Here is an 11,939-nt window from a genome sequence, read left to right as displayed (position 1 = left end):
TGTTAGCCGGTATTCGGGTTACCCGCGGCAATCGTGCTGAGTTTCTCCGGTGTGGGGGTATCGCAGTCGAAGCTCCTCCCTTTCTGATATAGCCGATAGGACATCACAAACATATTGTATACCCGCCGCTGCATCTCGAAGGCAGCCACGAAGTGAACTGATCAAATTTTTAAGCCTGGGATAAGATGAACTGGTCCAGCCCCTCATTCCTGCCAAGGCCAAGTTTCTGTTTGATGCGGTAGCGTGCCATGCGGATGCTCTTGGGCTCGATGCCGAGCCGAGCCGAGATTTCCTTATTCGGCAGCCCCATGAGGATATACGAACAGTATTTCAAGTCCAAGCGGGTGAGCGAATCGCCGGCCCGCCGTTGCAGGCGCTCAAAGAACGCCTGGTTTATTTCCAGAAAATCGGCCTTGTGTCCCTCGTAATCGCGGTCGAGTTTCTGTTGCTGCCGCGCCATGCGCCTGACCTGCTCGTCGATGAGCGTGCTGTTGGCTGCATTTCTCTTTCCGGCGAGCAATTCCATCAGCTGGCTTTTTTCCTCTTTGCGGAGCTGCTCGGCCAGCAGTTCTTTTTCAAGGCGCTCCTGCCGCTCCTGCAGCAGGGCCTGTTCGGCCAAAAGCTGATTGGTTTCCGCCTCTTTCAGCCTAGCCGTCAGTTCGGCTTCTCCTTTTTCCTTATCGGCCAGCTCCTGTTTCCGCAGCGATGCCTTCAACCGGTAGTTATACGACACCAACAGGAGCACCAAGGCAACGAAACCCACAATCCCCAAGCCGAAATACAGCAGTGCACGTTTTTCGCGGAAAGCCGCCTCCTGCTCCAACAGGGCGATCTTCTGCTCCTGCTGCGCGGCCCGGTACCGCGCATCGATCCGCTGGGCACTGGCGATGCGCTCCTGGTTGAACGCTTTCTGGTTACTTGCCACGAAACTTTTGAGGTAACCGAGCGCCGCTTCCTTATCGCCCCGTGCTTCGGCCACCCGGGCCAGTGCCTGGTAGATTCGGGCTTCCGTCAGGGGCATCTCCACCACACTGTCCCCCACCCGCGCCAACGCTTCCAGCAACTGCCGCTCCGCCTCCTTCGTGTCTCCCGCACGCAAGGCATATTCGCTGCGCATGCCATGGCAGTTGACCAGAATTTCGGTAAGCTTGGTGTCGGTGGCGATGCGTTCGGCAATCCCGAGGTAACGGTCTACGCTGTCGCGATACGCCGAAGGGAAATGCTGGAAATAAATGTTGGCCGTATTCAGGGCCACCGCTGCGGTATTGCTCCGCACCAGCAACCGTCCGCCTTCACGCGCGCTCAACGCGACGGACCTGGCGTAGTAGCGCAGGGCAAAGTCCAACAACGTGCGTTGTGTATCATTTACCTTATATTCATCGTAAAAATGCTGGCCCATGGTGTAGTATGCGGTATTCAGGGCATCCACCTCCCCGCTGCGTACCGCATGTGCGTAACATTCCTGCGCATAGTCTGCCTGCCGCTTCACATCGGTGCCATAGCTGTAGATACTGGCCAGGTAATGGTAAGCGAGGGATGCATATTCTTCATTGCCGCCAGCCCGGAAACACTCCACAGCCTTCAGCAGTTTCGGTACGGCCAGATCGTTTTCGTTCTCGACCACGTCTAGCCAGCCATTGCGCAGCCACACCATCCCCCTGGCGACGGAATCGGCCGACCGGTGCTGGTAAAACAGTGCACTATCCAGCGCCCCGTAAGCGGCTGGCATGTCTTTCCGTTGCACATACAGGTGTATCTGTGTGGCGTATACCCATGCCTTTCCGCTCCCATCGCGCAGGGACTGCGCCACGGCCAACGCCTTTTCCGTATGCCGGAACGCCTCATCCAGGTCGGCCTCAAAACACGCCCTTGCCAGCTTACATCGGATTATCACCTGCTCGTAGGCCGATACGGCACCGTGCTGCAATCGCTGCTCCAGCGAGTCGGCATACCGCTCCTGCGCGCATACGCATGCTACATAACCGCACAGCAGCAACAGCGTAATGATGTATCGGTTCTTGGTTTGCATCGACCCAAAAATAGGAAAAAGAATGGAACATCCAAACACATTAAAAAACACAAAATACTAACAAACAAACAGTTAATAAACTTTTGTAGACACCTTGTAGACACCTCAGCCGCAAGCCTGTAGTTGCGTTGTAGTCCCCAAAACCATGGCCGTTTGGAACATACTCCCGATGTTTGTCCCCAGTGAAGCACAGGCTTCAACACATTATGGTTATACTTAATTAAACACATCATGAATCACAAAACCACCGCCATCATCGGCTACATCACCATCATCGGATGGATCATCGCCTACCTCTCGTACAGCAAAGCGGAACCGAAAGACACTTTTGTCCGCTATCACCTCCGCCAATCCCTCGGCATCATCCTCCTTTCGGTGGTCCTCGGTATCGCGTCTGCGATAGCGGTCAGTATCATTCCGGCGTTGTCTACCGTGTTTTACATCATTTCGTTCATCCCCGTGGTCCTGATGCTACTGGGCATCGTCACCGCGTCCAATGAGGCGCAGCGGCCCGTGCCCGTCATCGGCAAACTCGTGGAAAACAAGTTTAACCTGTAAGCGCGAAGGCCATGATTATTTTCGGAACAGGAAGGAAAGTCGTCGGGCAGACACCTACCCGGCACGATTGCAGCTACTGCGGCCAGCAGGCCTCCGTTGGCTTCTATTATCAGGTACGCTATTTCCATATCTTCTGGATCCCCGTGTTCCCTTACCGAACCATCACGGGCAGCCAATGCATGCACTGCCGCCAGATACGCGAGGGAAACGAGCTCTCGCCCCAATTGCTTGCCGAGGCCAAGGTTGAAAAACCAAGACCGCCTCTAAAATACTTCAGCGGGATTTTCGTCGGTATCTTTTTCGCACTGCTGATTGCCGCCGCTGTCATCAATGAGCGGAACGAAACCCATAACTACCTGAAAGATCCCAAGGTAGGCGACGTGTACGGGGTCAAGCAGGAAAACGGACGCTATACGTTATTCCAGTTGATGCAATTGCATGGCGACTCCCTCGGCTTCCGCGTAAATAACTACGAAGTAGACCTTTCTTCACAGTTGAGCAGCATCCGCCGGGATCATGGAGACGACTTTAGCGACGAAGTATGGTTCTATGCAAAAGACGAACTGAAGGAATTGCTAGACGACCAACGGATCGTCAACATCCGGCGGCCATAACTATGGCCTCGCCTATTAATCTCATGCCATGTTAGTCACGCTATTAATCACATTCGTAAACCTCATAATCACCATGATGACGACACACATCGCCCCGACAACCGATAGCGAGGAATTTTTCCGCGTAGACGGGCGTCCGTTTACCTATCTCGATTCATCCGAAATCCTCATTCCGGCCTTTAGCGATACCGGCAATGACCTCTCTATGACGCTGAAGGCACGGGCAGACAACTACAACGAAAAGCTGCACGCCCATATCCTCAATGACTATGAGGAGGGCGAGGTTTATTTCACGTTCTCGTTGAAACAGATCTACCGCAACGGCATACCCACCGGTCGGATCCGCTATGAAAAAGAACGCGACACCTCTGGCCACGTGATGTGGAAAGGGGGCTTCAAGTATGACCTGGAGCTCTCTGAGGAGCTGACACTCGCCGATGGCTGGGTCAGATTCGATGGTTACTTCCATAACATGATGGGAACCAAACGCTACGCCGTGCAGTTTGCTAAGCAGCTGCCGATAGAGGGACTCGCCTGGCAGCATTACCGCTTTACTTCACTCGAAGAACTCCGCACCGCGCCCGCAAATGTGCCACGCCACATCCAACTCGACAACATCGATGCAGAAACCCTGCCCGAAGAACTGTACGTGTACACCGAACTTGAATCATTGACGCTGTATTATGACTACGGTGTACCGGCCAGTTACGGATTGCGGGAAATCCCGCAGACCATCAACCGGTTTACTAAATTGAAGCAGCTGGCGTTAACCAGGATGCAGCGGGCAACGGTTATTCCCCAAACGATTGGCGATCTGCACGAGCTGCGTAACCTATACATCACCGGAAGCCAAGCCACCTCGGTGCCGGAAAGCGTCGCAGCACTCCCGAACCTGGAATACTGCGTCCTCTCCAACAACCGCTTGACCACCCTGCCCGATCGTTTTTCGTCGTCGATCAAATCTCTCGCCCTCGAAGGAAACCAACTGAAAACACTCCCCAAATCCCTGGTGGCCCTACCGAACCTGACCCGGCTGGATATCAATAAAAATCCGTTGAAGTCCCTTCCGCCGGGATTGGAACGCATCGAAAACCTTGAACTTGAAATCGAGAAGAAACAGGCACTGCTGGACTATGCCTACAAGGGTGCTGATGGCAAGGGTTCGGTGGCTTTCGACGATTCGATCTTCTATGCCCGCAACGATACCGCACTCGCCCAGATGCTGGACAAGGTGCTGGCCGACGACAAGTGGGCCGATTACCGGGAAGGTTTGAATGCCGTGGCGTTATGGGCGGTGGCCTTGGAGACCACCGGACCCGATGACTACGATACCAAGGGCAACACGCGCTTCGGCGGACTCCCGGATCTACCGAAAGGCATTGCCTACCCCACTTTTACCAGCCACAAGGGGGATTTGTCAGGCTACCAGTTCATCGCCCAGCTCAATTGTGAGGAACTGGCGCCATATCAATCGTACCTGCCACGCGAAGGAATGCTATATTTCTTCATCACCGACCAGGAAGACTTGGGTGCAAGGGTCATTTACCACCCATGGGGTGCCGAAACACTAGTCCCAGGGACTTCTCTCGGCATCAAAGAAGAAGACATCCATGACGATTTCGGCATCTATGAACCTCACAAGGCAGCAGCATCCCCATACGCCTGCATCCCTCACTTTTACAATGACGATCATTTTTATGCGGGTGCGGCGGAGAAACTGGCCGATCTGGAAGAAAATTATGAAGCGGCCGAGGAGCTGCGTGCGGCATTCGAACAGGCTTCCGGACAACGGCCTGTCCACGGCATCAACGGCTACGTCTTCAAGCAGCACGACTCGCCCCAGATCGAGGCCGCCAACAAATTGAAGGGCAACCCGGAGGATTTCGTGGTGCTGCTGCGCGTCAGCTCGGACAACAATACTGGCTTCTCCTTTTGGGATGCCGGTGAAATCTACTTTGTTATTCACAAAAGCGACCTTGCAAAAGGAGATTTCTCCAATGTATTCTGCGGACTAGAAAGCAGCTAAATAATTTAACAGGGGTATTCAGGGGCCATTAGCAATGGTCGGCTATATTCAATCGAATCTTATTTAGTTCGGTACTGCCTCAGCTTCTTCCACGGCGATCTCCGTTACCGAAAAAGGTGCCCCGACAGCCGCATGCGCTGCTTGCCTGGCCACTTCGGCCTGTGCTTCGGTCACCTGCTCCGGACGGTATTGATCCACCGGAGCCACACGGCCAAACAACGACTCATACCAGGTACACGCGGCAATAAACCGCCCAATCTGCAGATCAAGATGGAAGCCGTCGCGTGTCAGGTTGTCGCCAAGGAAACTCGTGCGGGCATTCTGGATAGCCGTACCGCAGGGCACGAGCAAATCAATCTGCACCACGTCCGACACTTTCGAAGAGGCGCTCGCAATGGCTTGGTACATCGTCTGCTGGTCTTTGTTGTAGTTTATAAATCGCTTGTGTGTAGAGTTGGCTTGATAGGCCCACGTTTGGTGCCAGATAAATTTGGCATTTCCGGCCATTACACTGTCGATATATCGGTGCACGATAGGCAGTGGTTCCAGAAAACTTTCCATTCGGCCAGACAACGAGCTCACCTGCTGCAATGAAACATAGTCCCACGGTTCATCCCTCAGCGCCGTCAGGATACTGATCTCCTTTTGGGTCGTTTTCGTGCCGTCCACATCAATTTTGCGGTAGCTGTATACAGCCTTATTACCCTGCACATTTTCCAAATGCAACGATAGCGGTGCACCGCCGATGTACATGTTGCCGATGATCATGGGCTTGCCAGTTGCTTCGGCCAGTTCGTGCAGGTACTGTTCCACGGCATCTTGCGAAAAACTATTGCCAATAGCTAGTATCCGTAGCGTGTCTGGCTTGCCTTGTACATGGCCATTCCATGCAACGGATAGGAATAGGGATATAACGAGGAAAAAACGGGTATAGTTAAGCATTCCCAATTATAGTAAAAAATACGATAGCGAAAGAAAGATCACTTCAGGTTTTGCTAAAAAAATCCACCGTACGCTTCCACGCCAGCTGAGCCGCCTTGCGGTCATACCGAGGTGTCGTGTCTTTTCGAGTTTAGCCAAGGTCAATATGTTATTTTGTCAACACCTTGTCCATTTCGTTTTCACCCAGTGTGGCGGTTAAACTCCCCGGCAGGGCTACCTCGTTGGAAGAACAAGCACGCGATTAAGGAAGATATTTCACCGCGTTGGACATGAAAGGTTGGACATGAATCCACAATGCGTTCATTTTTTTCGAAAAAATGGACATATAGCGAGAGCATGTCCATTTTATTTCATGAATACGCAATCATCACCGTAGAAACAAGAAAGCAGGCACGGCTATGCTCCTCTCTTTTATTTCATCTTTTAACCTTTCATTAATATCCACTTTGGCACCGACAAATGAGAAAATCGTTGTCCCATATTCCCGCGCAAATTGATTTGTTATTGAATCTACAGCCAACGCAGAATGAAAATAAGGGCTTGTTTCTCCCAATTCGTTTTCCTTTTCCGAGTAGTTTTTTACCCGAATGAGATTGGTATATTGTTGGTCAAGATTAAACCAATTAATATAATCCCCATTGAAAGACACCGCTCTTATCCCTTTTTTTGTGTAATGATTTATGGCTCCAGCCTGTCCATAATTATCACACAATACAAGCGTCTTCTCCGGAGCGGGAATTTCCGAATAAACTTTATCAACTTTATAAGCCAATTCCTTCCAACCCAACATGTCCGCGAAATCCTGGGGTAATGGATGGTCTTTGCCGTCCTCCCATCGGAGTAAGCCTAAAGCCTTGTATTTTTCCTGATTTCTTAATATATACTCGGGGTGTTTATTAGGAAAAGCAACGTTGTACATCGGAATGAAAAATGAAATGGGGATAAGAATGAATATCGGTTTTAAATATACGCTCCAACGTGATTCTAAAATATTAGCAAGATAAACAGCACCAAATGCGATATAAACCGGATACAACCCAATAGCATAATAATCTTTAGCCTTAAAATAGACGAAAACAATCATGGTGAGAAAAAATGCCCAAAAGAAAAGCTGGTACTTTTTAAACCGGCCGTAGCGCAATAAAGCAAATAAACCTGAAACAATGGCGGTCAGTGAGCCTGTAAAAAAGAGCAATTGCGTCTTCAAAAATCCCCATCTATCTACGTTTACTAATTGAGTTTCCGACAATTCCTTAAGGTGATGTATGATGGGAAAGTTGTTTTGGTATTGCCATACCAAGTTGGGGAGCACAAGTAACGATCCAAACAAAATAGCCATGTAAAGGGGCTTTTTTGCAAATATCTTACGTTGTTGTGTGATTAAAATGGCAGGGAATAGCCCAATAAGTAGAAAAACAATATTGTACTTGTTGAGAAAGCCAATTGCAAATACCAGCGCCCCAATAAAGAGCCATTTTGGTTTCTCAGTTTTGAGATATTTGATTACGATGAGATAAAAAGTTGTCCAACACAAAACATCCAATGAATTTGGTTGATAAAGCGTATTTAGCCTTAAAAGAACGGAGAACAAAATACAGGTAGCACCCAATATTTGTGCAAATAAATTTCCATCCAGTTCTTCGATGATTTTCCAAACAACTGCAATTGTCAACGCACCAAAGAGCGCTGGAAAGAACTTAACCCAAAATACGGTGTTGCCCAGTAGTTTTATAACGAAGGAAATCCAAGAGGTAACAGGGGGAACAGATAAATAGCCCCAAGCCAAATGGTTTGCCTGGTCAAGATGAAGGTATTCATCTCGTTGCAAATCGTATACTGGGCTTATCAAGATATACTGTAACAAGAATTTCAGCATAATAAAGGCTATCAAGATTAAGGTCTTTTTCGTCATTCAGGTTCGTTCTTTAATTTACACTTAACTCCCGAATATACGCAACTTCTTATAAAGCAATAGCATAAATGGCATTAGTTTCAACTAATGGTAGGCTGAATTGCATTTTTCCGCTAGATGAAGAACGACCCAGTTCAGGGTATTCTTTGTATTCATGTCATTCGGAGGCACATTGGTCTCCAACAGCAAGCATATCCACCTCCCTGCAGCAGATTAGCAGACTACGCTCCCTATCCCATACAACCAAAGCAGTTGCTTCGCCGTTTCTATTTCGTGCAACCTTATGATGCACTAAATGGCTAACCCTCCATTGTCCGCAATCGAACAACAGGTGTTCGATATCGAACAGTTTCGAAATACAACCAACAAACAAGCTATTGATAAACAGATAATTAAAATTTTGGAACGATAATGTGTAGGGTAAGGGCATGGGTATAGCGTATAACATTTAAAATAAAAAGCCGGTAGGCTAAAAATAAAAGAAAACAAATAGTGAACCACAATAGCTAATGGCATCAACCTTCTAAGGCTGACGGCCAATAGCTAAAAGCTAACTGCTAACAATATGATCAATATCTCAAAACTTCAAAAATTTTACCGTACCGAGGAAGTGGAAACGGTAGCGCTCAATGACTTGAGTATCCACGTAAAGGGAGGCGAGTTTGTTGCCGTGATGGGTCCATCAGGCTGTGGCAAATCCACCCTACTCAACATTGTTGGGCTGTTGGACGACCTTGATGAAGGAAGTTACCTCTTCAACAACATTGAGGTGGCCAAGTATAATGAGCGCAAACGCTCAGATTTGCGTAAGCACAACATCGGCTTCGTGTTTCAGAGCTTCAACCTCATCGATGAGCTTACCGTATTCGAAAACGTCGAACTGCCGCTTATTTATACCAAAGTACCCGCCGCTGAACGCAAGAGACGTGTCGAAGAGGTATTGGAAAAGGTGCAGATCATGCACCGCCGCAATCACTTCCCGCAGCAGCTTTCCGGTGGTCAGCAGCAGCGTGTGGCAGTAGCCCGTGCCGTGGTAAACAACCCTAAATTGATCCTCGCGGATGAGCCTACTGGTAACCTCGACTCCAACAATGGTAATGAAGTGATGCAGTTGCTTACTGAACTAAACGAGCAGGGTACCACTATCGTGATGGTGACCCACAGCGAACACGATGCCCGCTATGCCGACCGTGTCATCCGTATGTTGGATGGACAAGTGCTGATGGAGACGGTGGGATAACCGTTTGGCTGATTCGCAAATGCGCTTATGTGCGAAAAAACAAATCAGCGAATAAACGAATCGGCAAACGGAACAAAGTGACGTCCCGATGAGTGAAGCGATATCGGGAGAAACGAATCAGCGAATCAACATAAGAAGATGATCACGAACTACCTTAGAACGCTACTCCGGAATTTCGCCAAGAACAAAGCCTACTCATTGATAAACATTACAGGCCTGTCCATTGGCATGGCGGCGGCCATGTTGATTATCGGCTGGATCCAGAATGAGCTCAGTATGGATCGTTTCCATGAAAAGGAAGACCGTATCTACGTGATGCATAACCACGATTCGGATCCTGAGGGAAACCGCTGGGCATGGAACAACACGCCCAAGATACTCGCGCCGACATTGAAGGCCGACTACCCCGAGGTAGAAGACGCTGTGCGGTTCAACAATATTACCTTTCTATTCACCATAGGTGATAAAAGACTGAACTCCCGAGGCGCGTTTACGGATAGTGGATTTTTCAATCTCTTCAACTTTCCGCTCGTTTATGGCGATGAGACGACAGCGTTGAAAGACGGACACAGCATTGTATTGACCGAAAAATTTGCCAAAACACTGTTCGGCAATGCCGAAGCTATGGGCAAAACCATCCGCATTGATAGCAACCGCAATGTCACGGTAACCGGCATCTTGAAAGATCTGCCGAACAATACGTTATTAGCATTCGACTACCTTCTTCCTTGGGACCACATGGACCGATTGGGCTGGAACGACACCCAGTGGGGCAACAACTCGGTTAGGACATATACGCTACTGAAGCCGGGAGCCAGTCAGCAGGCGTTCGACCAAAAGGTCAGAACCATCACCATCGACCATACCAAAGATACGAAAAATGCCTCTACAACGGAGGTATTTACGCAGCCGCTGAGCCGCTACTACCTCTATGGCAAGTCAGAAGACGGCAAATTGGTGGCCGGCAACATCACCACTGTGCGATTATTCATGGTCCTCGCAGCATTCATCCTCCTGATCGCTTGCATCAATTTTATGAACCTGAGCACGGCACGAAGCGAACGGCGTGCCAAGGAAGTAGGTATCCGCAAAGTGGTCGGCGTAAGCAAAAGCCTATTGATTACGCAATTTTTAGTGGAAAGTGTCCTGCTGAGTGCCTTTTCTTTCCTCGTGGCACTGCTGATCGTGCAGGTGAGCCTCAGTGGCTTCAACCAATTGGTGGGGAAAGAACTGTTCGTCCCTTATGGAAATCTCTCCTTTTGGCTATTTGCCCTTGGGTTTATTCTGATTACCGGCGTGGTGGCGGGCAGCTATCCCGCCTTTTACCTGTCGTCATTCAATCCGGTAGCGGTATTAAAAGGGACATTCAAAAAACAAAATGCATTGGTTGCCCCGAGGAAGATACTGGTTACCATACAGTTTACCTTTGCCATTATCCTGATCATTGCCACCATCATTGTTTACCACCAAATCCAATATGGGCTAAATCGGGATTCCGGATACAATCGAAATAACCTCGTATACCTCTTTTATCAGGGAGATATGGACAAGCATTATGCTTCCGTTAGACATGAATTGCTCGACAACGGCTCAGCGACATCGGTCTCCCTTTCGGCCAACCCCATCACGCAACGTTGGAGCGACAGCTGGGGCTTCCATTGGGAAGGGAGCACAAAGGCGGATGAAAAAATTGACTTTGTACGGTTGGGTACGGATGCCGATTTCACCAAGACCTTTGGCATCGAATTGGTTGAGGGCCGCGATATCGACGTGTATAAATATCCCACCGATAGCATGGCGCTATTGCTGAACGAAGCTGCTGTGAAGGCCATGCGCCTCAAGAACCCCATCGGCACGCGTATCAAATGGATAGGGGCGACTGAGTACTTCCACGTCGTGGGAGTGATTAAAGATTTTATCCTTGAGTCACCTTTTGAACAGACGATTAACCCAATGATGGTTAATGGACCAGCGGGCTATTCACCGAATATACTACATGTGAAGCTGAATCCTGCTCATACTACGGCGGAAAACCTCGCCCGGATGGAAAAAATATTCAAGACATACAATCCGCAATACCCGTTCGAATATGTGTTTGCCGATGAAAACTATGCCCAAAAGTTCAAGAGTGCCGAGCGGTCGGGCAAACTGGCAGGTCTTTTTGCACTGCTCACTATCCTGATATCCTGCTTGGGCCTATTCGGATTGGCGGCATACATGGCGGAAAGCCGGACCAAGGAAATCGGGGTACGAAAGGTACTTGGCGCATCCGTGTGGAGTGTCACCCATTTGCTGTCGAAAGACTTCCTGAAGCTGGTGATGCTGTCTTTCCTTATCGCTTCGCCCATAGCTTGGTATGCCATGGATAAATGGCTGGGCACCTATACTTACCGAATCGACATCGAATGGTCGGTGTTCGTGCTGACGGGGGTGTTAGCCGCCGTAATCGCCTTGCTGACGGTAAGTTGGCAGGCGATTAAGGCAGCGGTGGCGAATCCGGTGGACTCGCTGCGCGATGAGTGAGTGGCGGCTATCGGCAGTCGACTATCGGATAAAACTGTAAGGCCTACGGCCAGTGGATTTCGGGGATAGGGTAAAGGAACAAGGATAAAAGGACA

9 protein-coding genes are annotated in these 11,939 nt (G+C 49.5%); 5 read left to right on the top strand and 4 right to left on the bottom strand.

Translation table 11 applies throughout. The features are described from left to right. Positions 1–2: 2 nt before the first annotated feature. Positions 3–149: a hypothetical protein gene (locus NF543_RS03595; protein ID WP_257666737.1), complete on the bottom strand. Its 147-nt coding sequence runs from the start codon at positions 147–149 to the stop codon at positions 3–5. 20 nt (positions 150–169) lie between these two features. Further along, positions 170–2,068, bottom strand: coding sequence for a LuxR C-terminal-related transcriptional regulator (locus NF543_RS03590; RefSeq protein ID WP_257666736.1), 1,899 nt, complete (start codon positions 2,066–2,068; stop codon positions 170–172). Positions 2,069–2,260: 192 nt separating this feature from the next. Here NF543_RS03590 and NF543_RS03585 point away from each other — a divergent pair, with 192 nt between their 5' ends. The 3 genes from NF543_RS03585 to NF543_RS03575 all read left to right on the top strand — a co-directional run bounded on the left by NF543_RS03585 (position 2,261) and on the right by NF543_RS03575 (position 5,227). Then, the gene (locus NF543_RS03585; protein WP_257666735.1) at positions 2,261–2,587 is read left to right on the top strand and encodes a magnetosome magnetite crystal formation protein family; all 327 of its coding nucleotides are present in this window, start codon (positions 2,261–2,263) and stop codon (positions 2,585–2,587) included. An 11-nt stretch (positions 2,588–2,598) separates the two neighbouring features. Beyond that, entirely contained in the window at positions 2,599–3,201 is a 603-nt protein-coding gene (locus NF543_RS03580) for a zinc ribbon domain-containing protein (protein ID WP_257666734.1), read from the top strand. 73 nt (positions 3,202–3,274) lie between these two features. Next, positions 3,275–5,227 carry a DUF1963 domain-containing protein gene (locus NF543_RS03575; protein ID WP_257666733.1) on the top strand — a complete coding sequence of 651 codons (1,953 nt, stop codon included), beginning with the start codon at positions 3,275–3,277 and terminating at the stop codon, positions 5,225–5,227. 63 nt (positions 5,228–5,290) lie between these two features. Here the strand turns inward: NF543_RS03575 and NF543_RS03570 are convergent, their stop codons facing one another. Continuing rightward, a complete protein-coding gene (locus NF543_RS03570; RefSeq protein ID WP_257666732.1) occupies positions 5,291–6,169 on the bottom strand; it encodes a DUF4886 domain-containing protein in 879 nt (292 codons plus the stop codon). A gap of 367 nt (positions 6,170–6,536) precedes the next feature. Then, a complete protein-coding gene (locus NF543_RS03565) occupies positions 6,537–8,081 on the bottom strand; it encodes a glycosyltransferase family 39 protein (RefSeq protein ID WP_257957430.1) in 1,545 nt (514 codons plus the stop codon). Positions 8,082–8,646: 565 nt separating this feature from the next. On the opposite strand from NF543_RS03565, the gene NF543_RS03560 reads away from it, so the two are divergent. Beyond that, on the top strand, positions 8,647–9,321 hold the full coding sequence (locus NF543_RS03560; RefSeq protein ID WP_257666730.1) for an ABC transporter ATP-binding protein: 675 nt from the start codon (positions 8,647–8,649) through the stop codon (positions 9,319–9,321). A 138-nt stretch (positions 9,322–9,459) separates the two neighbouring features. Next, a complete protein-coding gene (locus NF543_RS03555; RefSeq protein ID WP_257666729.1) occupies positions 9,460–11,844 on the top strand; it encodes an ABC transporter permease in 2,385 nt (794 codons plus the stop codon). Positions 11,845–11,939 lie beyond the last annotated feature (95 nt).

The organism is Parapedobacter tibetensis (assembly GCF_024704835.1).
Taxonomy (GTDB): Bacteria; Bacteroidota; Bacteroidia; order Sphingobacteriales; family Sphingobacteriaceae; genus Parapedobacter; species Parapedobacter tibetensis.
This window is presented reverse-complemented; position numbering and strand designations above follow the sequence as displayed.

What these genes read in the sequence shown, in the direction of transcription:
- NF543_RS03565 (WP_257957430.1), bottom strand. Translation starts at nt 8,081, where the DNA reads ATGACGAAAAAGACCTTAATCTTGATAGCCTTTATTATGCTGAAATTC.
- NF543_RS03560 (WP_257666730.1), top strand. Translation starts at nt 8,647, where the DNA reads ATGATCAATATCTCAAAACTTCAAAAATTTTACCGTACCGAGGAAGTG.
- NF543_RS03555 (WP_257666729.1), top strand. Translation starts at nt 9,460, where the DNA reads ATGATCACGAACTACCTTAGAACGCTACTCCGGAATTTCGCCAAGAAC.
- NF543_RS03580 (WP_257666734.1), top strand. Translation starts at nt 2,599, where the DNA reads ATGATTATTTTCGGAACAGGAAGGAAAGTCGTCGGGCAGACACCTACC.
- NF543_RS03570 (WP_257666732.1), bottom strand. Translation starts at nt 6,169, where the DNA reads ATGCTTAACTATACCCGTTTTTTCCTCGTTATATCCCTATTCCTATCC.
- NF543_RS03575 (WP_257666733.1), top strand. Translation starts at nt 3,275, where the DNA reads ATGATGACGACACACATCGCCCCGACAACCGATAGCGAGGAATTTTTC.
- NF543_RS03585 (WP_257666735.1), top strand. Translation starts at nt 2,261, where the DNA reads ATGAATCACAAAACCACCGCCATCATCGGCTACATCACCATCATCGGA.